Source organism: Achromobacter seleniivolatilans (genome assembly GCF_030864005.1).
Lineage (GTDB): Bacteria > Pseudomonadota > Gammaproteobacteria > Burkholderiales > Burkholderiaceae_B > Achromobacter > Achromobacter seleniivolatilans.
Genome location: NZ_CP132976.1, coordinates 2,758,328 through 2,779,858, shown reverse-complemented (window position 1 = coordinate 2,779,858; position 21,531 = coordinate 2,758,328). Strand labels below are relative to the sequence as shown.

Below are 21,531 nucleotides of genomic sequence, written 5' to 3'. Positions count from 1 at the left end.
TCATGCAGCAAGGGCCGTTTCCTCTTTCCCCTTCGTTATGGGCAGCGACCGCGGCCGCGCCGCCGCCGACCGACGCGCTGACCGTATCCGCGCAAGCGGACGTGCTGGTGATCGGCGGCGGCTACGCTGGTCTGAGCACGGCGTTGCATCTGGCCGAGCGCGGGGTCAAAGTCATGTTGCTCGAAGCGCGCGAGATCGGCTTCGGAGGTTCGGGCCGCAACGGCGGCCAGGTGATTCCGGGTTTGAAGTACGACCCCGATGCAATGATCTCGATGTTCGGGCAGGAGCGCGGTGAGAAACTGATTCGTTTTGCTGGCGCCACTGCGGATTCAGTGTTTAACCTGATCGATCGCCATGCCATGGATGTGCCACACGTGCGCCATGGCTGGGTTCAGGGCGCGCACAATCCCGAGGCGCTGCGTATGGCGCATGACCGGGCCGCCCAATGGGCGCGCCACGGCGCGGATGCCCAGCCGCTTGACCGCGCGCAGGTTGCCCGGCTGGTGGGAACGGACAAGTATCTGGGCGGCTGGGTGGACAAGCGTGCAGGCGCTATCCAGCCCTTGAGTTATGCGCGCGGATTGGCGCGCGCGGCGTTGAATGCGGGCGCCGATATTCACACGGAAACGCCGGTCACCGGTCTTAAGCGCGATGGCGGCAAGTGGACGGCAACCACGGCTGGGGGCGCCACCGTCACGGCTGATCGTGTGGTGATGTGTACGAACGCCTATGGCGGAGACCTTCTGCCCGCTTTGAAGACATCGATCATCGATGCCAATACCTTTCAGGTCGCCACCGAGCCGCTGCCGGAATCGGTGCGTGCAGGGATCTTCCCTGAAGGTCATGTCACATCCGACACGCGCAACCTGCTGCTGTACTTCCGGCTGGATCATCAGGGGCGATTGCTCATGGGCGGGCGCGGTCCGTTTCGTGAGCCGAAGGGCCCCGAAGACTGGGCGCATCTTGAGCGCGTGATGCTGAAGATGTTTCCGCAGGTCGCGGGCACGCCGTTTGCCTACCGCTGGTGCGGCCGCGTTGCGATTACTCGCGACTACCTGCCGCATCTGCATGAGCCGCAACCTGGGTTGCTGGTGGATATCGGTTGCCAGGGCCGCGGCGTGGGCTTGCAGACCAGTATGGGCCGAGCGATGGCTCAATACGTGGCGACGGGCGACGCCAATGCGCTGCCCGTGCCGTTGTCGCCCGTCGTGCCGTTCCCCTTGTATGGATTACGCAGGCTGTATGTGAACGCGGTCGTCACCTGGTATCGGATGACAGATGGCGGTGTCTGATCCGGCACGCGAATAGTCCTAAACGTAAAAACCCCGGAGCGAGTCCGGGGTTTTTTGCGTTCAGCGACAACAACTGGTCCGTTTAGTCGCCCAGCTTGGCGCGCTGTTCACGCACCTTCTGCAAGGTTTCGCCAAACTGCGCCATGCGCGCCTTTTCTTGCTCGACCACTGCGGCCGGCGCCCGTTCGACGAAGCTGGCGTTGGACAGCTTGCCGTTGGCCTTGGTGATCTCGCCTTCCAGGCGCGCGATTTCCTTGTCCAAACGTATGCGTTCGGCGGCCACGTCAACTTCAACGTGCAGCATCAACCGGCTGGCGCCCACGACCTGAACCGGTGCGCCCGCGTCAGGCAGTACGTCCAGCACGTCGACCTGGCTCAGCTTGGCCAGCGCGGCCAGATACGGCGCGTTGCGCTTGAGCGTGGGTGCGTCGCCCTGGGCGCACAGCGGCACCTTGACTGCAGGCGACAGGTTCATTTCACCGCGCAGTGCGCGTACGGCTTCGACCTGGGCCTTCAATTCGGCCACGTTGGCTTCGGCGGCAGTGTCCACGGCAGCCAGATTGGCCTGCGGGTAGGGCTGCACGCTGACGCTGTCGGCGACGCCTTCCTTGCGCTTGCCCGCCACCACCGACACCTTTTGCCACAGCTCTTCGGTGATGAACGGAATGATCGGATGCGCCAGGCGCAGTACGCATTCCAGCACGCGGATCAGTGTGCGGCGCGTGCCCAGTTGCTGGGCGGGCGTGCCCGTCTGGATCTGCACCTTGGCCAGTTCCAGATACCAATCGCAGTATTCGTCCCACACGAAGCGATACAGCGCGTTGGCGATGTTGTCGAAACGGTAGTCGGCAAAGCCGCGCGCCACATCGGCTTCCAGCGTTTGCATCTGGCTGATGATCCAGCGGTCCACGAACGACGTTTCGCCGCCGTCCGAACCCGTCAGGTCGTGGCCTTCCGTGTTCATCAGCACAAAGCGCGTGGCGTTCCACAGCTTGTTGCAGAAGTTGCGATAACCCTCGCAGCGCTTCAGGTCAAAGTTGATGTTGCGGCCCAGCGTGGCGTAAGCGGCCATCGTGAAACGCAGTGCATCGGTGCCAAAGGCAGGGATGCCGTCGGGGTACTGGCGGCGCGTGGCTTTTTCGATGGCGCCGGCTTGCTTGGGGTTCATCAAGCCATAGGTGCGCTTGACGACCAGGCCGTCCAGGTCAATGCCGTCGATCAGGTCTACCGGGTCCAGCGTATTGCCCTTGGACTTGCTCATCTTCTGGCCGTCAGCATCACGGATCAGTCCGTGGACGTAGACGTGCTTGAACGGAATCTGGCCGGTCAGGTGCGTGGTCAGCATGACCATGCGGGCGACCCAGAAGAAGATGATGTCAAAACCCGTGACCAGCACGCTGGACGGCAGATAGCGTTGCAGGTCCGGCGTATTTTCCGGCCAGCCCAGCGTCGTGAAGGGCACGAGGCCCGACGAGAACCAGGTGTCCAGCACGTCGGGATCGCGCTTGAGCTCGCCCGTCACGCCGGCGGCGCGCGCCTGTTCGATCGCGCCCGCTTCGTCGTGCGCCACAAAGATCTGGCCGTCTTCCGAATACCAGGCCGGGATCTGGTGGCCCCACCACAGTTGGCGCGAAATGCACCAGTCCTGGATGTTGTTCAGCCACTGGTTATAGATGGTGGTCCAGTTGTCGGGATAGAACTGGATGCGGCCGTCGGCCACGACTTCCAGCGCCACTTCGGTAATGCTCTTGCCCGGATTCAGCGTGCCTTCGGGGGCGGGCTTGCTCATGGCGACGAACCATTGGTCGGTCAGCATGGGCTCAAGCACGACGCCGGTGCGGTCGCCCTTGGGCTGCATCATCTTGTGCGGCTCGATCTTGACCAGATAGCCATCGGCTTCCAGCTGGGCGACCACGGCTTTACGCGCTTCGTAGCGCTCCAGGCCCTGGAACTGCTTGGGTCCGTTTTCGTTGATGTGCGCGTCGAGCGTGAAGATCACGATCAGCGGCAGATCATGGCGCATCGCGCAGGCATAGTCGTTGAAGTCGTGCGCGCCAGTGATCTTGACGCAACCCGTGCCGAAAGCGGGGTCAACGAAGTCGTCCGCGATGATGGGAATGTTGCGGTCGCACAGCGGCAGTTCGACTTGCTTGCCGACCAGGTGCTGGTAGCGAGGGTCGTCGGGATGTACGCACAACGCGCCGTCGGCCAGCATGGTTTCCGGGCGGGTCGTCGCGATGGTCATGCCGCGCAGGGTGATCGTTTGGCCATCCTTGTCGACAATCGTCTGCGGTCCGTCAACGAACGGGTACAGGATGTGCCACATGTGGCCATCGGTCTCTTCGGACTGGACTTCCAGGTCGGACACGGCGGTCAGCAGCTTCGGGTCCCAATTGACGAGGCGCTTTCCGCGGTAGATCAGTCCCTGTTTATGCAGGCGAACAAAGGTCTCCACCACGCCGCGCGACATGCGGTCGTCCATGGTGAAGTATTCACGCGGCCAATCTGCGGACGCACCAAGGCGGCGGACCTGCTCAGTGATGGCGCTGCCGGACTTTTCTTTCCATTCCCAGACTTTCTCCACGAATTTCTCGCGGCCGAGGTCGTGGCGGGAAACCTTCTGCGCATCCAGCTGTCTTTCAACAACGATCTGCGTCGCGATGCCGGCATGGTCGGTGCCAGGGATAAAGACGGTATCGTCGCCCGACATGCGGCGGTAACGGACCAGACCGTCCATGATGGTCTGGTTGAAGGCATGGCCCATGTGCAGCGTGCCCGTCACGTTGGGCGGCGGGAACTGAATCACGTAGGGCTGGCTTTCCGTCCCCGTTTTTACATGCTGGCCCGCCGTGAAGTACCCGCGCTTGTCCCACTCGGCGTACCAGCGGGATTCCAATTCGGAGGGTTCGAAGCTCTTGGAGAGTTCCGGGGTATCGCTCGCGGGGTTCGCGGCGTTCGGGGGAGCAGCTTGAGTCATTACAGGGTTCCGGCAAACAGGGCGCCCGGCGTAGGGATACGGGCAGCAAACCGCTCATTTTAAGATGTATTGCGGTCTTCTCAGCGTGTTAGAATACCGGGTTACTGTAAACCTTTTAGAAGTCCCTGAATTCATTGAGGATTCCTTCAGAAATAGTTGCTGAAAAGCAGTTATTTCGGAAAATACTGCGGAATTTGCAACGAAAATCGGGGCGTGTCGAATCGGTAGGCAGTGCCGAATCCCTGCCTTGGCATGTGGTTCAGGACGGCCCGAAACGTTCATCTGTTTCGGACCTCTTGTGCGCCAATAGCGCGATGACACTTCTAGGTTGACGCCGACAAGTGCAGAGCCACACCAGGCAATTCATTAGAAACCAGTCAGAAATCAGCTTTCGGAGTTCCTATGTCCATTCAACGTACCCTCTCGATCATCAAGCCCGACGCCGTCGCCAAGAACGTCATCGGTCAGATCGTCGGCCGCTTCGAGCAAGCCGGCCTGAAGGTCATCGCCGCCCGTCTGGCGCAACTGTCGCGTGCCGACGCCGAGCGTTTCTACGCTGTGCACTCGGAACGCCCCTTCTTCAAGGACCTGGTCGATTTCATGATCTCGGGCCCGGTCTTCGTGCAAGTGCTGGAAGGCGAAGAAGCCATCCTGAAGAACCGCGACCTGATGGGCGCAACCGACCCGAAGAAGGCCGCTGCCGGCACCATTCGCGCCGACTTCGCTGACAGCATCGACGCCAACGCTGTTCATGGTTCCGACGCTCCGGAAACGGCTGCTGTCGAAATCGCTTTCTTCTTCCCCGAAATCAACATCCACAGCCGTTGATTTTCGCGAAAGCACTGTTTTAGATTTTTAGCGTTACCCAGGTCATGGAATCCGTCGAACGAATCAATCTGCTGGGGCTGGATGGCTCCGCCCTGTCCGAACTTGTCGGGCAGTGGGGCGGCAAGCCGTTTCGCGCTCGCCAGCTGCAACGCTGGATGCACCAGCGGGGCGCCGATTCTTTCGACGCCATGACCGATCTGGCCCGCGAATTTCGCGGCCAGCTCGCGTCGAACTGCTGCATTGAAGCCTTGCCCGTCAATATCGAGCAACGCTCGACTGACGGCACGCGCAAGTGGCTGTTCGATGTGGGGCAGGGCAATGCCATCGAAACCGTCTTCATTCCCGAAGACGATCGCGGCACCCTGTGCATTTCCAGTCAAGCCGGTTGCGTGGTGAATTGCCGCTTTTGCTCGACCGGGCATCAGGGCTTTAACCGCAATCTGAAGACCAGCGAAATTATCGGCCAGCTGTGGTGGGCCAAGCGTGTGCTGGAAGCCGATATCGGCACGGCGCGCCTTGCCAGCGCCAAGGCCACCGAAGATACCCGCGTCATCAGCAATGTGGTCATGATGGGCATGGGCGAACCCCTGCTCAACTACGATCAAGTGCTGCCCGCCCTGCGACTGATGCTGGACGACAATGCCTATGGCCTGTCGCGCCGCCGCGTCACGGTGTCCACGTCGGGCGTCGTCCCCATGATGGACCGCCTGTCGCAGGACTGTCCGGTGGCGCTGGCTGTGTCGTTGCATGCGCCGAATGACGCGCTGCGCGACGAGCTGGTGCCGCTGAACAAGAAATACCCGCTGAAGGAGTTGATTGCGGCGTGTGAGCGCTACCTGGCGTTTGCCCCGCGCGACTTCATCACATTTGAATACTGCATGCTGGACGGCATTAACGATACCGACCAGCATGCCAAGGAACTGATCCAAATTGCACGCCAGATCCGCTGCAAGCTCAATCTGATTCCGTTCAATCCCTTCCCCGAGTCGGGCTTGAAGCGCTCCAACTCTGCGCGCGTCAAGGTGTTTGCCCAGCGTCTGATGGACGCTGGCATCATCACCACCGTCCGTAAGACCCGGGGTGACGATATCGATGCAGCTTGTGGTCAACTGGCCGGAGAGGTGCGGGACCGCACTCGGATTACCGAGCGCAATGCCGCACAGCGCCAGACCATACCAATTAAACAGGTGCATGCATGACGCAGGATTTCGCTTCTGCAGTTTCTGAAACGTCCGCCAGCGCTGCGGGCAACGTGGGCTCGGCATTGCGTTCGTTGCGCGAGTCCAAAGGCTGGTCGTTAGATGAAGTGTCCAGCCGCATCAAGTTTTCCACCAAGCAGATCGAAGCCCTTGAAAACGAAGCGTGGGCTGACTTGCCCACCGGCGTTTCCCTGCGCGGCCTGGTCCGCAACTACGCGCGCCTGCTTGGCGCCGATTCGCAGGCTATCGTCGATTCGCTGGACCCGAAGGCCCGTGTCACCGGTCCGGTGAAACTGAGCCCCGGCGCCTTGCATTCGGCGCATTCCATCCCTCAGTCCAGCGCCGATGACGACCGTTCGTCGTCGACGTCGTGGGGATGGCTGATCGCCATTGTGCTGGTGCTGGCTGCCGGCGTGGCGTATGCCTTCTGGCAAGGCTGGTTGCCGCAGCATTGGCTGCCGTTCGACTGGCTGCAGAAGCCCGCCAAGTAAACCCGGTTCCATCGATGCAAGATTCTTCTTTGCCTTGCCAGGATGCGCCGCCTCCCTCCGTGGGGGCAGCGCTACGCCGCGCCACACGTTCGGTTGCGGTGAAGTGGGGCGACCGTGTTGTGATGGTGGGCGGCGACGCCCCGGTCGTGGTGCAGTCCATGACCAACACCGACACGGCTGACGCCATCGCCACGGCGATTCAGGTCAAGGAACTGGCGCTGGCCGGTTCCGAGCTGGTTCGGATCACGGTGAACACGCCCGAAGCGGCTCGTGAAGTCGTCGCCATTCGCGAGCAGCTCGACCGCATGGGCGTGAATGTGCCGCTCGTCGGCGACTTTCACTACAACGGCCACAAGCTGTTGACGCAGTTTCCGGAATGCGCGCAAGCCTTGTCCAAGTACCGGATCAATCCGGGCAACATGGGCGGCGGCAAGCGGCGTGACGATAACTTCGCGCAAATGATTGATGTGGCTTGCCGTTACGGCAAGCCGGTGCGCATTGGCGTGAACTGGGGCAGCCTGGATCACGAGCTGATGGCGCGCAAAATGGATGAAAACAGCCGCCGCGCGCAGCCGTGGGAAGCGCAGGCGGTGATGCGTGATGCGCTTGTTGTTTCGGCCATCACGAATGCGCAGCGCGCCGAAGAACTCGGCCTGAGCCGCGACGCTATTATTTTGTCGTGCAAGGTGAGCCATGTGCAGGACCTGATCGCGGTCTATCGCGACCTGTCCGCGCGTTGTGACTATCCGCTGCATTTGGGCTTGACTGAAGCCGGCATGGGCAGCAAAGGCATTGTGGCTTCCACCGCCGCGCTGGCCGTGCTGCTGCAACAGGGCATCGGCGACACCATTCGCATTTCGCTCACCCCCGAACCCGGCGGCGATCGCACCCGGGAAGCCATCGTGGCGCAAGAAATCCTGCAAACGATGGGCCTGCGCGCGTTCACCCCGATGGTGGTGGCGTGTCCTGGGTGTGGCCGCACCAGCAGCACGTTCTTCCAAGAGCTTGCTGATAGCATCCAGTCCTACCTGCGTCGCCAGATGCCGGTCTGGAAGGCGCAGTACCCCGGCGTCGAAAGCATGAACGTCGCGGTCATGGGCTGTGTGGTCAATGGGCCGGGCGAAAGCCGTCATGCCGATATCGGAATCAGTCTGCCGGGAACGGGCGAAGTGCCCGCGGCGCCGGTATTCGTGGACGGCGAGCGTACGGTTACGCTCAAAGGCGACCATATCGCCGAAGAGTTCCAGGCCATCGTCGAAGACTACGTTGCGCGCCGCTATGGCGCGCTCGCCTCTCATTAAAGTAAGGGTGTAGCCGCTACCGCGCCGGCAGGTGCGTGTGACGGCATGATCAAGATGACTCAAGCTTTCCAAAAAGTGGCCGCCATACGCGGCATGAATGACCTGTTGCCGGGGGCAAGCGCCCGCTGGGAGCAATTCGAGGAAATCGTGCGCGGCTGGCTGCGCGGCTACGGCTATCGCAATGTGCGCACGCCGGTGCTTGAGCATACGCGTCTGTTCGCGCGCGGCATTGGCGAAGTCACCGATATCGTCGAAAAAGAGATGTACACGTTCACCGATGCGCTCAATGGCGAATCGCTGACGATGCGTCCCGAAATGACAGCGGGTATCGTGCGCGCGTCCATCGAACACAACCTGCTGTACGACCGCCCGCAGCGCGTCTACTCGATTGGCCCGGTGTTCCGCCACGAGCGCCCGCAGCGCGGCCGCTATCGCCAGTTCCACCAGATCGACGTTGAAGCCCTGGGCTTTGTCGGCCCCGATGTGGATGCCGAGCTGATCGTCATGCTGGGCCGCCTCTGGAAGTTGTTGGGCTTGAAGGACATCCGGCTGGAACTGAACTCGTTGGGTCAGCCTGCCGAGCGCGCCGCTCATCGCGCCGCCTTGATCGAGCACTTGGAAAAGCACCGCGACATCCTGGACGAAGATGGCCAGCGCCGCATGTACAGCAATCCGCTGCGCGTGCTGGACACCAAGAATCCCGCCATGCAGGAAATGGCTGACAGCGCCCCGCGCCTGTTCGATTTCCTGGGCGAAGAGTCCCGCGCTCACTTTGATGGCGTGTGCCAGTGCCTGGCCGACGCAGGTATCGAATACCGTCTGAATCCCCGCCTGGTGCGCGGGCTGGACTACTACAACCTGACCGTGTTTGAGTGGGTCACGGATCGCCTGGGTTCCCAAGGCACGGTGTGCGGCGGTGGCCGCTACGACGGCTTGGTGGAATTGCTGGGCGGCAAGCCCGCGCCCGCCGTCGGCTTCGCGATTGGCATGGAGCGCCTGCTTGATCTGTGGGAGCAAAGCGTACAGATCGACGCGCCGGCGGAATGCGATGTCTACATCGTGCATCAGGGCGAAGATGCGCAGCGTCTTGCCGCCCGCGTGGGCGAAGATCTGCGCGACGCCGGTTTGTCGGTCATCGTGCATGCCGGTTCGGCCGGCTTTAAGTCCCAATTCAAGCGTGCCGATGCCAGCGGCGCCCGCGTTGCGGTTATTCTTGGCGCCGACGAAGTCGCCTCGCAGACCGCCAGCGTCAAATACTTGCGCGCGGATGCACAAGGCGAAACCGCACAACAACAAGTCCCGTTGGCGGCTTTGGCTGCGCTACTGAACAACAAGGGTTAAGGCATGGCATACGATCTCGAAGAACAGGAAAAACTGGACGCAATCAAGGCCTGGTGGGCCCGTTACGGCACGCTGGTCGTCACGCTGTTTGCCGCAGTGGCATTGGCTTGGGGCGGCTGGTGGGGCTGGAAGGCGTATCAGTCGCACCGCGCGAATCAGGCCATGGGCTACTTCGAAGCACTGGAAGACGCGGCCCGCCTGGGTGGCGCGGATTCGTCGGTGCGCATCAAGACCGCGGCCGCTACGCTGCGTGACCAGTACCCGGCCACGGGCTATGCCGCACGCGGCGCGCTGGTCGCCGCGCAGGCTCTGCAAGCGCAGAAGGATGAGGCTGGCGCCCGTGAGCAACTCGAATGGCTGGCAGGGCAGGGCAAGAACCCGTCCATGCAAGCCGTGGCTCGTCTGCGCCTGGCCGGCATGCTGCTGGACCAGAAGCAATACGATGCCGCGCTGGCGCAACTGAATAACCCGCCCGCCGCCTTTGCGTCCTTGTTCGCCGATCGCCGTGGCGATATTCTCGCGGCCCAAGGCAAGCGTGAAGAGGCGCGTGCGGCATGGCAAAGCGCTATTGATGGCCTGGGGTCGGCAAACCCGTTGACCCAGGTTGTGCAATTGAAATTGGATGCCCTGAGCGGAGCGTGACTGTAATGCGTAAATTTGCACCTGGTCGTACGTGGCGTGGCGCCGTCTGCCTGGCAAGCTTGCTTGCCCTGGGCGGATGCGGTTTGTTTTCCCACGATGACGGCCGCTACGACCCCGCTCCGCTGACGGAGTACAAGGCCGGCATGTCCGTCCATCAAGTTTGGTCCACGTCGATTGGCAGCGGTTCCGGCCTGGGGTTTGCGCCCACGGTCTTGGGCAGCGCGGTCTACGCCGCCACGCCCGATGGCTCGGTGGGTAAGTTTGATCTGCAAAGCGGCCGTCCTCTGTGGAAGGCGAAGACCGACGGCAAACTGTCGGCTGGCGCTGGCAGCGATGGCACCACTACCGCCGTTGCCTCGCCAGATGGCGATGTCATCGCCTTCGACGAAACGGGCAAAGTGAAGTGGAAGGTCCGCGCCACTAGCGACGTTTCGATCCCCCCGGTCGTGGGTTATGGCATTGTCGTGGTCCGCAGCGGCGACTATCGCATTCAGGCATTCGACGCCAACAGCGGCGAACGTGTCTGGAACGTGCAGCGCCCAGGCCCGTCGCTCGCTTTGCGCAGCGTGTCGCAGATGGTGTTGGCCGAAGGTCTGGTCATTACCGGCCTGCCCGGCGGTAAGCTGATGGCGATTGCTTCCGATAGTGGTAACGTGCAGTGGGAAGGCACCGTGGCAACACCGCGCGGCGCCAGCGATCTGGAACGCCTGACCGATGTGGTTGGCGCGCCCCGTATCGCGGGTAGTCTCCTTTGCGGCGTCGCTTACCAAGGACGTATCGTTTGCTTTGACGTGACGGCCGGCGGCCGCCCGCTCTGGGCCAAAGACTATTCCAGCGTCAGCGGTTTGACGTTGGATGACCGCTTTGTCTACTCGGCGGACCAAAACAGCGTGGTCAATGCGTTTGCGCTGGATAATGGCGGCAACGTCTGGAAGCAGGCAGCGCTGAAGAATCGTCAGGTCACAGCACCGGCAATGCTCGGCGGCGCACTGGCAGTTGGCGATCTGGAAGGCTATTTGCACTTCCTGTCGCGTAGTGATGGCAGCCTGATGGCACGGCTGTCCGTGGGTGGAGGCGCCGTCGTTTCGCCGCCGCAAACCACCCCCCAAGGTGTGCTGGTCCAGACGGGTAATGGCAATCTCGTTATGATCGGCGCCAACTAAAACCTATAGAACAAAGCCTTACACCGTGTCTTTCAAGCCTGTCGTTGCCCTGGTCGGTCGCCCCAATGTGGGGAAGTCGACCCTTTTCAACCGCCTGACGCGATCGCGCGCCGCACTGGTGGCCGATTTTTCCGGCCTGACCCGCGATCGCCATTACGGTGAGGGCAGGGTAGGCGAGATCCCGTTCATCGCTATCGATACAGGCGGATTCGAACCCGTTGCCAAGGACGGTATCCTGCTGGAGATGGCTCGCCAGACCCGGCAGGCCATCGCCGAGGCGGATGTCGTGGTGTTTCTGGTCGACGCGCGCGCCGGCCTGAACGCGCATGACCACGAAATCGCCAAATTGTTGCGTAAATCCGGTCAACAGCGCGTGCTGCTGGCCGTGAATAAAGCGGAAGGCATGGGTTTGGGCGCTGCCATTTCCGAGTTCCATGAACTCGGTCTGGGTCAGCCCTATCCGATTTCTGCGGCGCACGGTGATGGCATCGTTGACCTGATCGAGCTTGCTCTGAAGGATCTGGCCGAGCCGCCCTCTGAAGAGGAAGTTCCCGAAGAAGGCGAACACGATCACCGCATCAAGCTGGCAATCGTGGGCCGTCCCAACGTGGGTAAATCGACGCTGATCAACACGCTGATGGGCGAAGAGCGCGTGATCGCGTTCGACTTGCCGGGCACCACCCGCGACGCCATCGAAATCGACTTTGATCGAGACGGCCGCCGCTATACCTTGATCGACACTGCGGGTTTGCGTAAGCGCGGCAAGGTGTTCGAAGCGGTTGAAAAATTCTCCGTCATCAAGACGTTGCAGGCCATTGAGGCTTGCAACGTCGTACTGCTGATGCTGGACGCGCAAACCGAAGTTTCCGAGCAGGACGCCCACATTGCGGGTTTCGTGCTGGAAACCGGTCGCGCAGTGGTCGTTGCCATCAATAAGTGGGATGGTCTGGACGGCGAAGAAAAGGAACGCATTGAACGCGATTTCGCGCGCAAGCTGCGCTTTTTGTCGTTCGCCCGCGTGCACACCATTTCGGCCCTGCGCGGCCAGGGTATCAAACCGCTGCTGAAGTCCATCAATTCGGCCCACGCCGCGGCGTTCGCCAAGCTGTCCACGCCCAAGCTGACGCGTGAGTTGCAGGCCGCTGTCGAGCAGCAGCCGCCACCCCGCAAGGGCATCTTCCGCCCCAAGATGCGCTATGCGCACCAAGGTGGCCAGAATCCGCCGCTGGTCGTTATTCACGGCAACGCGCTGGATGCCATTCCGGATTCCTATCGCCGTTACCTGGAAACGCGTTTCCGCAACGCGTTCGATCTGGCCGGCACGCCGCTGCGTATCGAATTCAAGTCATCGCACAACCCCTACGCGCAGGAAGACTGATTCATGAGCCGCTTCTGGAGTCCCGTCGTCGGGACGCTCAGTCCGTACGTCCCGGGCGAGCAGCCCAAGCTTCAGAATCTCATCAAGCTGAACACCAACGAGCATCCTTACGGCCCATCGCCCAAGGTGCTCGATGCCATCCGCGCAGCTTGCGACGACACGCTTAAGTTGTACCCGGACCCCTCGTCAGACCGTTTGCGTCAGGCAATTGCGTCGACGGTGGGAGTGGAGCAGGCCCAAGTGTTCGTGGGCAATGGTTCCGACGAAGTGCTGGCGCATGCCTTCCTGGCGTTGCTCAAGCACGATCGCCCGCTGCGTTTCCCGGATATCACCTACAGCTTTTATCCGGTGTATTGCGGCCTGTATGGCATCGAATATGAAACGGTGCCGTTGACCTCTGACTTCCGCATTGATGTCGAAGACTATCTGCCGGGGCGCAACGGGCAGGCAGGCGCCATCATTTTCCCCAATCCCAATGCTCCGACGGGTACGGCGCTGACCTTGGCAGAGGTTGAACGTATCGTGGCGGGCAATCCCGACTCGGTTGTGGTCGTGGATGAAGCTTATGTGGATTTCGGCGGCGAATCGGCGATTGGCCTGATTGCCCGATATGACAATCTGCTGGTGGTGCAGACCTTGTCCAAGTCGCGTTCTCTGGCCGGATTGCGCGTGGGCTTCGCTGTAGGAAGCGCCGAACTCATCGACGGGCTCGAGCGCGTAAAGAACAGTTTCAACTCCTACCCCATCGATCGTCTGGCAGCCGCCGGCGCAGTAGCGGCGTTGGAAGATACAGAGTACTTTGAGAAGACTCGCCAAGCTGTGATCGACACCCGGTCGCGGATGACGGCGGGCCTGGAGTCCTTGGGTTTTGAAGTGCTGCCGTCGGCCGCGAATTTCGTGTTCGCGCGGCACCCCTCCAAAGAGGCTTCGGGTCTGGCCGCCGCCTTGCGTGAGCGCAGCATCATCGTGCGCCATTTCCGTCATGCCCGCATCGATCAGTTTCTTCGCATTACCGTGGGCACGGATGAGCAGGTTGACCTGCTGCTGAAAGGGCTCGCGGAGGTCCTGCAAGCGTAAGAATCAGAGCCTTTCCAACTTGAAAACTCTGGTGTCATTTTTGCTTCCTGGCCAAGTAGCACGGGCCGGGAAAACCCTGTAGAGTACGTGTTTCGGTGTGCACCACCAGTTCAAAAAGCACATCACTACTCAATAACAAACAAATGGAGCCTGGCCAATGAGCAATAAAGGGCAAACTCTGCAAGATCCGTTCCTGAACACGCTGCGCAAAGATCATGTGCCCGTGTCGATTTACTTGGTGAACGGTATCAAGCTTCAAGGGCAAATCGAATCTTTTGATCAGTACGTGGTGCTGCTGCGTAACACGGTCACGCAAATGGTCTACAAGCACGCCATTTCCACCGTTGTTCCCGCCCGCGCCGTCAACTTTCAGGTGGAAGTCCCTGCTGAGTAATCTCGCTCCCGCTTTACCTTTTTTTGCCCGCCGGACGGTTGACGTCGGCGGGCATTTTCGCTTTGGCTCCAATATGGTGCATGTATGCGCGCTCTGATTATCAGTGTTGATCTGGGGGACCCGGACTTCACAGCCCATGCCGAGGAATTCGCCATGCTGGCCAAGGGCGCGGGCGCTGAAGTCGTCGGCACCTTGACTGCCCGGCGCGACCGGCCCGACGCAAAATTTTTCATTGGTTCAGGCAAGGCAGACGAAGGTGTCGCGATGGCGCAAGCCTTGCTGGCCGATATCGTGCTGTTCGATCAGCCCCTGTCGCCGGCGCAGCAGCGTAATCTGGAGCGCGCGTTCAATCTGCGCGTGGTGGATCGCGTGGCGCTCATTCTGGATATCTTCGCCCTGCGCGCGAAGAGCCATGAAGGCAAACTACAAGTTGAACTGGCGCAGTTGCAGCATCTGGCCACGCGTCTGACGCGTATGTGGAGCCACTTGGAGCGCCAGCGCGGAGGTATCGGGATGCGCGGGCCAGGCGAATCCCAGCTTGAAATGGACCGCCGAATGATCGGGGTCAAGGTAAAAACGGTGCGAGAGCGCCTGGACAAGGTCGAACGGCAGCGCATCACGCAGCGCCGCGCGCGGGCCCGGGGCGGGGTTCTGTCGGTGTCGCTGGTGGGCTACACCAACGCGGGCAAGTCCACGCTGTTCAATGCCCTGACGCGCGGAGACGCCTACGCCGCCGATCAGCTCTTCGCCACGCTGGATACGACCACGCGCCGCATTTGGATTGAAGGCGCGGGATCAGTGGTGGTGTCGGACACGGTAGGGTTTATTCGGGATCTGCCTCACGGTCTGATCGCGGCATTTCGTGCCACGCTGGAAGAAACGGTTCACGCTGATCTGCTGCTGCATGTGGTTGATGCCGCTAGTCCGCAGCGTGATGAGCAGATTTTCGAGGTCAATAAGGTCCTTGCTGAAATTGGCGCGGCCGACGTGCCGACCATTCTGGTATACAACAAGATAGACCGGGCTGGTTTGGAACCCCGGGTGGAGCGCGATGCACATGGTACGATTGCGCGAGTATTTGTAAGCGCTACCGAGCGCGCCGGTTTGGATGCGTTGCGCGGGGCAATTGCGGAGACCGGACAGATTGTGGGAAACAATGCCGCGAATTATCAAACTCTTCAATCTGAATGACCCCGGTTGGGGTCGTGGAAATAACAACGGCTCCGAGCCGCCGCCGAAGCGGCCTCAAGGCAGTGGAGACGGCCCTCCTGACCTGGACGAGGTCTGGCGCGATTTCAATAATCGCATCGGATCGCTGTTCGGTCGCAAGGGCGGTGGCGGTGGTAACAACCGTCCCGGAAATCGTGGCGGCATAACGCCGCCATCGCCGCGTGGCGCGCGCATCGGCCTGGGCGTCATCGCCTTGGTGGCGGTGGGCGTGTGGGCGGCCAGCGGCTTCTATATCGTGCAAGAAGGCCAGGTTGCGGTCGTGACCCAATTTGGCAAATACAAAAGCACGTCGCAAGCCGGTTTCCAGTGGCGCCTGCCGTATCCCATTCAAAGCCAGGAAATCGTCAACGTGTCGCAATTGCGCACGTTCGAAGTGGGTTTCCGCGGCGGTTCGCGCAACAAGGTTCTGCCTGAAGCGCTGATGCTCACGACGGACGAGAACATCGTCGATATGCAGTTCGTCGTCCAGTATCGCCTGCGTGCCGATGGCGCCCCTGATTACCTCTTCATGACGCGTGACCCGGACGAATCTGTCCGTCAGGCCTCTGAAACGGCCATGCGCGAAGTCGTGGGCAAGCAGTCGATGGACTTCGTCCTGTACGAAGGCCGTACGACGGTTGCCACGCAGGTGCAGGCGCTGATGCAGCAGATTCTGGATCGCTATCAGACCGGCGTGCAGGTCAGCACGGTTGCCATTCAGAACGTGCAGCCTCCTGAGCAGGTGCAAGCCGCGTTTGACGACGCCGTCAAGGCGGGTCAGGATCGTGAGCGTCAGATCAACGAAGGCCAGGCGTATGCCAACCAGGTTGTGCCGTTGGCCAGTGGTCAGGCGTCGCGCATGACCGAGCAGGCTGAAGGTTACAAGGCCAAGGTTGTGGGCGATGCGCAGGGTAATACCTCGCGCTTCACCAGCGTCCTGGGTGAATACGAGAAGGCGCCGCTGGTTACTCGCCAACGTATGTACCTGGAAAGCATGCAGGACATCTTCACGCGCGCCAGCAAGGTCATGGTTGACACCAAGAGCAACAACAATATGTTGTACCTGCCTTTGGACAAAATCATGCACTTGGCCGCTCAGGATGCCAGCAAGTCAGGTTCGGTCGGCAACCCGGGTTCGCCTGCTTTGATCAGTCCGCCAGTTCAACCGCCGTTGCGTGGCAACGCGGTACCGGTGCCTCAGTCTTCCGGCAGCAGCAATAGCAACACGCTGCCTCGCGACCGTACGTCGCGCTAACCCGGAGGATTTCTGATCATGCAACGTTTTATGCCCATCCTGGTTGGCCTGCTCATTGTTCTGGCTGCCCTTTCTTCTTGCGTCTTTGTCGTGCGTGAGCGCGATTACGCCCTGGTGTTCTCCCTGGGTGAAGTGCGCAAGACCATTAGTGAACCCGGCCTGTACTTCAAGGCTCCGCCGCCGTTCCAGAATGTCGTGACGCTCGACAAGCGCATTCTGACCATCGAAACCAACGAAGCCGAACGCATCCAGACTTCTGAAAAGAAGAACCTGCTGATCGACTCGTACGTCAAGTGGCGTATTGCGGACCCCCGCCAATACTACGTCTCGACGGGTGGTAACGAGCGCGTCGCTCAAGAGCGTCTGCAATCGCTGATTCGTGACGCTTTGAACGCCTCGGTCAACGTCCGCACGGTGCGCGACGTGGTCTCGACCGAACGCGACAAGATCATGGCCGAAATTCTGACGAATGTGGCCAAGCGCGCCGAGCCTTTGGGCGTGCAGATCGTCGACGTGCGTTTGCGCCGTATCGAGTTCGCGCCTGAAATTTCGGAATCGGTGTATCGCCGCATGGAAGCGGAGCGTACGCGCGTCGCTAACGAGCTGCGTTCCATTGGTGCGGCCGAAGGCGAGAAGATCCGCGCTGAAGCTGATCGTCAACGCGAAGTGATCGTGGCCCAGGCTTACGCCAAGGCCCAAGGCATCATGGGCGAGGGCGATGCCGCAGCAGCATCGATCTATTCTCAAGCCTATGGCAAGAACCCGCAGTTCTACACGTACTACAAGAGCTTGGAAGCCTACCGCGCTTCGTTCTCGAAGCCGGGCGACGTGCTGGTGGTTGATCCCAGCTCCAGTTTCTTCCAGTTCATGAAGGACCCCGCTGGCGCTGCTGTAGCACCGGTCACCATTCCGACCAAGTAATTCGGTATTGGCAGCTTGGCAAAAGCCCCTTGGTATTCCAAGGGGCTTTTTACTGGGAAAGGGGTTGCTCAGGTAGAGGTTGCTCCGTCAGTTTGGCAATAGGGGACGGCTTGATTTCCGGCCAATCCGGCTGGCGCCGGACGCTGACTCATGTACAATACCCCGTAAGCTAGAAAACATTCCGCAGCGGCTGAGCGGGCTTACGCCCCCTCAGCCGCTTTTTCGTTTGGGCGACGCCCACGCATCTCTTGGCGTTATTCAGGTAAACATTCATGGGTAACTGGTTGCTGCCCGAGAGCCTTGCCGACGTACTTCCGGCAGAGGCCCGGCGCATCGAGGAATTGCGCCGCGAACTTCTCGATTTGTACCGTACTTACGGCTTCGAGCTGGTCGCGCCGCCCCTGGTCGAATACATTGATTCATTGCTGTCGGGTACCGGCAGCGATCTGGATCTGCGCACTTGCAAGCTGGTCGACCAGCTGACTGGCCGCACGCTTGGTGTGCGTGCGGACATGACTCCTCAGGTCACGCGTATTGATGCGCACTTGTTGAACCGTGCCGGCGTAACCCGCCTGTGCTATTGCGGCAACGTGTTGCACGCCCGGCCGGCGGACTTGCTGTCCAGCCGCGAGCTGTTGCAGATCGGTGCCGAGATCTACGGGCATGCCGGTTTTGAAGCTGATCTGGAAATCATCCAGCTCGTCTTGGAAACGGTGGCGATTGCCGGGGTGCGTAACCCCCGTCTGGACTTGTGCCATTCGGGTGTGGTTCGCGCCATTATGGAATCGGACCCGGTTGCATTGGCGTCTTCGGAAGAAATCATCCGTCTGCTGCGCGAGAAAGACGTGCCGGGTCTGGGTGAGCTTGCCGGCCGTGCGCCAGGTATGCGCGCTGAAACGCTGAAGGCGTTGCAGCTGCTGCCCAATTTGTATGGCGGCGGGGAAGTGCTTAAGGAAGCGCGCCGCGATTTGCCGTTGTTGCCTGGCGTTGCTGCTGCGCTGGATGCGCTGCAAGTGGTGGTGGACGCCATGCCGAACGTCGCCTTTGGTGTCGATCTGGCAGATGTTGGCGGCTATGGCTACCATTCCGGCGTGAAGTTCGCGCTGTATGCAGAAGGCTGGCACGACGCATTGGTCAGCGGTGGCCGCTATGACGACGTCAGCCGGGCCTTCGGCCGGGCCCGTCCTGCCACTGGCTTTAGTTTGGATTTACGCAAGCTGGCGGCAGGTTTGCCACCAGCGGAACGGGCGCGTTCGGTTCGCGCGCCTTGGGGGCAGGCCCCCGCCTTGACCGAGGCGGTTCGCCGTCTGCGCCGGTCAGGGGAAATTGTCGTTCAGGTATTGCCCGGTCACGAGCAGGATCAGGACGAATTTGTTTGCGATCGCGAGCTGGTGCTGCAGGATGGCGCCTGGACGGTCAGAACGCTGTGACTAACTCCCTCTTGGAAACGAGAGGGCCGCGGGGAGATTTCCGGATTTCCCGAGAAACTCGATATTGATTCGTAACATGAGCAAGAACGTAGTCGTAATCGGCACCCAATGGGGTGACGAGGGCAAGGGCAAGATCGTCGATTGGCTGGCGGAATCCGTCCATGGCGTGGTCCGCTTTCAGGGCGGTCACAATGCTGGCCATACGCTGTGGATCAATGGCAAGAAGACGATTCTTCGCCTGATCCCGTCGGGCATCATGCATCCTGGCGTCACCTGCTTCATCGGCAATGGTGTGGTGCTGTCCCCGGAAGCTCTGCTCAAGGAAATCGAAGAGCTGGAAGCTGCCGGCCTTGATGTGCGCTCGCGCCTGCAGATTTCTGAAATCTGCCCGCTGATCCTGCCCTACCACGTGGCAATCGACAAGGCACGTGAAGCACGCAAGGGCGATGGCAAGATCGGTACGACCGGTCGCGGCATTGGCCCCGCGTACGAGGACAAGGTTGCCCGCCGCGCACTGCGCGTGCAGGACTTGTTCAATCCCGCGCTGTTCGACGAAAAGCTCGCCGAAGTGCTGGATTATCACAACTTTGTGCTGACCAAGTACCTGGGCGCCGAAGCGGTTTCCGCCAACGAAGTGCGCGATCAAGCCATGGCTTTGGCTCCCGCGATTGCTCCGATGGTCAAGGACGTGTCGAGCAATCTGTACGCCCTGCAACAGGAAGGCAAGCGCATCCTGTTCGAAGGCGCGCAGGGCGCACTGCTGGACGTGGATCACGGCACTTACCCCTTCGTCACCAGCAGCAATTGCGTGGCTGGCGCGGCGTCGGCCGGTGCTGGCGTGGGTCCGCAGCAGTTGGACTACGTTCTGGGCATCACCAAGGCGTACACCACTCGCGTCGGTTCGGGTCCTTTCCCGACCGAACTGGTTGACGAGATCGGCACCCGCCTGGCCACGATCGGCAAGGAATTCGGTTCGGTCACGGGCCGTCCGCGCCGTTGCGGCTGGTTCGATGGCGCTGCGCTGAAGCGTTCGGTTCGTCTGAACGGTATTTCCGGCCTGTGCATCACCAAGCTGGACGTGCTGGACGGTCTGGAAACGATCCAGCTGGGCGTCGGCTACCGTGTGAACGGCGAGTTCCGCGACGTGCTGCCGTATGGCGCGCATGCCGTGGCGCAAGCCGAGGCTGTGTTGGAAGAGCTGCCGGGCTGGTCCGAATCGACCGTCGGCATCACCGAGTACGACAAGCTGCCTGAAGCGGCCCGTCGTTACCTGGAGCGTGTGGCCGAAGTGTGCGGCGTGCCGATCGACCTCGTGTCGACGGGTCCCGACCGCAACGAAACCATTGTGCTGCGTCATCCCCTGAAGGGCTGACATCGGGTTATTATTCCAAAGGCCGCCGCCGGTCTCATACCGGCGGCGGCCTTTTCGTATCTTTAAGCAGGAGATGCTTTCCTATGAGCACGACGCCGACCAATGATGACAGCCATCTGTGGGTGACGTGGGACGATTACAACCGCTTGATCGAGCGCCTGACTTTGCAGGTGCACCAATCGGGCTGGAAGTTTGACAAGATTCTTTGCTTGGCGCGCGGCGGTATGCGCGTCGGTGACGTAATGTCCCGTATTTTCGATGTGCCGCTGGGCATTCTGGCCACGAGCAGCTATCGCGAAGCAGCTGGCACCAAGCAAGGCGACATGGATATCGCCCAGTTCATCACCATCACGCGCGGCACATTGTCCGGGCGGGTGTTGCTGGTGGACGACATGGTCGATACTGGCAAAACCTTCAACAAGGTCTATGACCACTTGAAGCGCCAGTTCGCCGACATTACGGAACTGCGTAGCGCAGTGCTGTGGTGGAAGGGCCATTCCCAGGCAACGCCCGACTACTATGTCGAAAAGCTGCCGACGAATCCCTGGATTCACCAACCGTTTGAAGATTACGACAGCCTGCGTCCGCATCAACTCGAGGCCTGGATACGCAAGGGTTCCCAGAGCTGAGGTTGTTGTGACGCGTCAGGGTGGGGCGGCAGGTAGCATCTAGGCGCTCGGCTGCCCCGCTAGTAGTCAAAACAGTCTTGACCATGCTAGAATCGCTGGTTATCGCTTAACCGAACTTGGCTTGTTACTCTCTGGGTAGTCTTTGGGTAACGGAAACAGCCAGCGTAAATCCGGAAAAAGCGCTGAGTGGAACGAATATCGTCCTGCTTGGTACTGCCCCCACGGATTGCGCTCTCAGGGTTCCTAGTTCCGCGGTACTTGCTTCTATTGATTTGAATGTATGCATGATTCATGCACGTATTCTTTTCGTAGAGGAATGTTTTCGCGGACCTGGACCCGCGCAGCGTTGCTGGTAAGCAAGCCAGGTTTGTCATCAACTTTTGTTACCCTACAAGCAGGCCAATCACTTTATGCCTATCGTTCGACTGAAGGAAAACGAACCGTTTGAAGCCGCTCTGCGCCGCTTCAAGCGCACCATCGAAAAGACCGGTTTGCTCACCGAGCTGCGTTCGCGCGAGTTCTATGAGAAGCCCACGGCAGAGCGCAAGCGCAAGCACGCCGCCGCCGTGAAGCGCCACTACAAGCGCATTCGTAGCCAACAACTGCCCCCCCGCCTGTATTGATTTTTGATT

At 60.7% G+C, this 21,531-nt stretch carries 19 protein-coding genes; 18 read left to right on the top strand and 1 reads right to left on the bottom strand.

The features are described 5' to 3' along the window. The first annotated feature begins 2 nt into the window (after nt 1-2). Entirely contained in the window at nt 3-1,292 is a 1,290-nt protein-coding gene (locus RAS12_RS12360) for an NAD(P)/FAD-dependent oxidoreductase (RefSeq protein ID WP_306949940.1), read from the top strand. A gap of 82 nt (nt 1,293-1,374) precedes the next feature. On the opposite strand, the gene RAS12_RS12355 is transcribed toward RAS12_RS12360, so the two are convergent. Further along, complete coding sequence (locus RAS12_RS12355; RefSeq protein WP_306949938.1) at nt 1,375-4,269, bottom strand: valine--tRNA ligase; 2,895 nt, start codon at nt 4,267-4,269, stop codon at nt 1,375-1,377. A 402-nt stretch (nt 4,270-4,671) separates the two neighbouring features. Here RAS12_RS12355 and ndk point away from each other — a divergent pair, with 402 nt between their 5' ends. From ndk to rpsU, 17 genes are all read left to right on the top strand, one after another. Further along, nucleotides 4,672-5,097, top strand: a complete 426-nt coding sequence (gene ndk, locus RAS12_RS12350) for a nucleoside-diphosphate kinase (RefSeq protein WP_306949937.1) — start codon at nt 4,672-4,674, stop codon at nt 5,095-5,097. Between the two features lie 44 nt (nt 5,098-5,141). Beyond that, nucleotides 5,142-6,296 carry a dual-specificity RNA methyltransferase RlmN gene (gene rlmN / locus RAS12_RS12345; protein WP_306949936.1) on the top strand — a complete coding sequence of 385 codons (1,155 nt, stop codon included), beginning with the start codon at nt 5,142-5,144 and terminating at the stop codon, nt 6,294-6,296. Then, complete coding sequence (locus RAS12_RS12340) at nt 6,293-6,787, top strand: helix-turn-helix domain-containing protein (protein WP_306949935.1); 495 nt, start codon at nt 6,293-6,295, stop codon at nt 6,785-6,787. Before rlmN ends, RAS12_RS12340 begins: the two co-directional genes overlap by 4 nt. Before the next feature lie 14 nt (nt 6,788-6,801). Next, a complete protein-coding gene (gene ispG / locus RAS12_RS12335) occupies nt 6,802-8,088 on the top strand; it encodes a flavodoxin-dependent (E)-4-hydroxy-3-methylbut-2-enyl-diphosphate synthase (protein ID WP_306949933.1) in 1,287 nt (428 codons plus the stop codon). A 54-nt stretch (nt 8,089-8,142) separates the two neighbouring features. Then, on the top strand, nt 8,143-9,429 hold the full coding sequence (hisS, locus tag RAS12_RS12330; RefSeq protein ID WP_306949931.1) for a histidine--tRNA ligase: 1,287 nt from the start codon (nt 8,143-8,145) through the stop codon (nt 9,427-9,429). Between the two features lie 3 nt (nt 9,430-9,432). Further along, the gene (locus RAS12_RS12325) at nt 9,433-10,071 is read left to right on the top strand and encodes a YfgM family protein (RefSeq protein WP_306949929.1); all 639 of its coding nucleotides are present in this window, start codon (nt 9,433-9,435) and stop codon (nt 10,069-10,071) included. 5 nt (nt 10,072-10,076) lie between these two features. Beyond that, entirely contained in the window at nt 10,077-11,234 is a 1,158-nt protein-coding gene (gene bamB, locus RAS12_RS12320) for an outer membrane protein assembly factor BamB (protein ID WP_306949926.1), read from the top strand. A gap of 25 nt (nt 11,235-11,259) precedes the next feature. Continuing rightward, entirely contained in the window at nt 11,260-12,612 is a 1,353-nt protein-coding gene (gene der / locus RAS12_RS12315) for a ribosome biogenesis GTPase Der (RefSeq protein ID WP_306949924.1), read from the top strand. A 3-nt stretch (nt 12,613-12,615) separates the two neighbouring features. After that, nucleotides 12,616-13,689 (top strand): histidinol-phosphate transaminase, encoded by a 1,074-nt coding sequence (gene hisC, locus RAS12_RS12310; protein WP_306949922.1) that lies wholly within the window; start codon nt 12,616-12,618, stop codon nt 13,687-13,689. A gap of 157 nt (nt 13,690-13,846) precedes the next feature. Further along, nucleotides 13,847-14,083 (top strand): RNA chaperone Hfq, encoded by a 237-nt coding sequence (gene hfq, locus RAS12_RS12305; RefSeq protein WP_006218585.1) that lies wholly within the window; start codon nt 13,847-13,849, stop codon nt 14,081-14,083. An 84-nt stretch (nt 14,084-14,167) separates the two neighbouring features. Continuing rightward, complete coding sequence (gene hflX / locus RAS12_RS12300; RefSeq protein ID WP_306949910.1) at nt 14,168-15,274, top strand: GTPase HflX; 1,107 nt, start codon at nt 14,168-14,170, stop codon at nt 15,272-15,274. After that, a complete protein-coding gene (hflK, locus tag RAS12_RS12295) occupies nt 15,240-16,547 on the top strand; it encodes an FtsH protease activity modulator HflK (RefSeq protein ID WP_306949908.1) in 1,308 nt (435 codons plus the stop codon). The genes hflX and hflK overlap by 35 nt, the downstream gene beginning before the upstream one ends. Before the next feature lie 18 nt (nt 16,548-16,565). Continuing rightward, nucleotides 16,566-17,468, top strand: coding sequence for a protease modulator HflC (gene hflC, locus RAS12_RS12290; RefSeq protein WP_306949906.1), 903 nt, complete (start codon nt 16,566-16,568; stop codon nt 17,466-17,468). Between the two features lie 272 nt (nt 17,469-17,740). Continuing rightward, nucleotides 17,741-18,898, top strand: coding sequence for an ATP phosphoribosyltransferase regulatory subunit (locus RAS12_RS12285; RefSeq protein WP_306949902.1), 1,158 nt, complete (start codon nt 17,741-17,743; stop codon nt 18,896-18,898). 76 nt (nt 18,899-18,974) lie between these two features. Continuing rightward, the gene (locus tag RAS12_RS12280) at nt 18,975-20,270 is read left to right on the top strand and encodes an adenylosuccinate synthase (protein ID WP_306949900.1); all 1,296 of its coding nucleotides are present in this window, start codon (nt 18,975-18,977) and stop codon (nt 20,268-20,270) included. A gap of 83 nt (nt 20,271-20,353) precedes the next feature. Next, a complete protein-coding gene (locus RAS12_RS12275) occupies nt 20,354-20,899 on the top strand; it encodes a phosphoribosyltransferase (protein ID WP_306949898.1) in 546 nt (181 codons plus the stop codon). 410 nt (nt 20,900-21,309) lie between these two features. After that, nucleotides 21,310-21,522, top strand: coding sequence for a 30S ribosomal protein S21 (rpsU, locus tag RAS12_RS12270; protein WP_006218592.1), 213 nt, complete (start codon nt 21,310-21,312; stop codon nt 21,520-21,522). The last annotated feature ends 9 nt before the right edge of the window (nt 21,523-21,531 follow it).

What these genes read in the sequence shown, in the direction of transcription:
- RAS12_RS12340 (WP_306949935.1), top strand. Translation starts at nt 6,293, where the DNA reads ATGACGCAGGATTTCGCTTCTGCAGTTTCTGAAACGTCCGCCAGCGCT.
- rpsU (WP_006218592.1), top strand. Translation starts at nt 21,310, where the DNA reads ATGCCTATCGTTCGACTGAAGGAAAACGAACCGTTTGAAGCCGCTCTG.
- hflX (WP_306949910.1), top strand. Translation starts at nt 14,168, where the DNA reads ATGCGCGCTCTGATTATCAGTGTTGATCTGGGGGACCCGGACTTCACA.
- hisC (WP_306949922.1), top strand. Translation starts at nt 12,616, where the DNA reads ATGAGCCGCTTCTGGAGTCCCGTCGTCGGGACGCTCAGTCCGTACGTC.
- RAS12_RS12360 (WP_306949940.1), top strand. Translation starts at nt 3, where the DNA reads ATGCAGCAAGGGCCGTTTCCTCTTTCCCCTTCGTTATGGGCAGCGACC.
- RAS12_RS12355 (WP_306949938.1), bottom strand. Translation starts at nt 4,269, where the DNA reads ATGACTCAAGCTGCTCCCCCGAACGCCGCGAACCCCGCGAGCGATACC.
- hisS (WP_306949931.1), top strand. Translation starts at nt 8,143, where the DNA reads ATGACTCAAGCTTTCCAAAAAGTGGCCGCCATACGCGGCATGAATGAC.
- RAS12_RS12275 (WP_306949898.1), top strand. Translation starts at nt 20,354, where the DNA reads ATGAGCACGACGCCGACCAATGATGACAGCCATCTGTGGGTGACGTGG.
- hflC (WP_306949906.1), top strand. Translation starts at nt 16,566, where the DNA reads ATGCAACGTTTTATGCCCATCCTGGTTGGCCTGCTCATTGTTCTGGCT.
- ndk (WP_306949937.1), top strand. Translation starts at nt 4,672, where the DNA reads ATGTCCATTCAACGTACCCTCTCGATCATCAAGCCCGACGCCGTCGCC.
- rlmN (WP_306949936.1), top strand. Translation starts at nt 5,142, where the DNA reads ATGGAATCCGTCGAACGAATCAATCTGCTGGGGCTGGATGGCTCCGCC.
- hfq (WP_006218585.1), top strand. Translation starts at nt 13,847, where the DNA reads ATGAGCAATAAAGGGCAAACTCTGCAAGATCCGTTCCTGAACACGCTG.
- ispG (WP_306949933.1), top strand. Translation starts at nt 6,802, where the DNA reads ATGCAAGATTCTTCTTTGCCTTGCCAGGATGCGCCGCCTCCCTCCGTG.
- bamB (WP_306949926.1), top strand. Translation starts at nt 10,077, where the DNA reads ATGCGTAAATTTGCACCTGGTCGTACGTGGCGTGGCGCCGTCTGCCTG.
- RAS12_RS12285 (WP_306949902.1), top strand. Translation starts at nt 17,741, where the DNA reads ATGGGTAACTGGTTGCTGCCCGAGAGCCTTGCCGACGTACTTCCGGCA.
- hflK (WP_306949908.1), top strand. Translation starts at nt 15,240, where the DNA reads ATGCCGCGAATTATCAAACTCTTCAATCTGAATGACCCCGGTTGGGGT.
- RAS12_RS12325 (WP_306949929.1), top strand. Translation starts at nt 9,433, where the DNA reads ATGGCATACGATCTCGAAGAACAGGAAAAACTGGACGCAATCAAGGCC.
- RAS12_RS12280 (WP_306949900.1), top strand. Translation starts at nt 18,975, where the DNA reads ATGAGCAAGAACGTAGTCGTAATCGGCACCCAATGGGGTGACGAGGGC.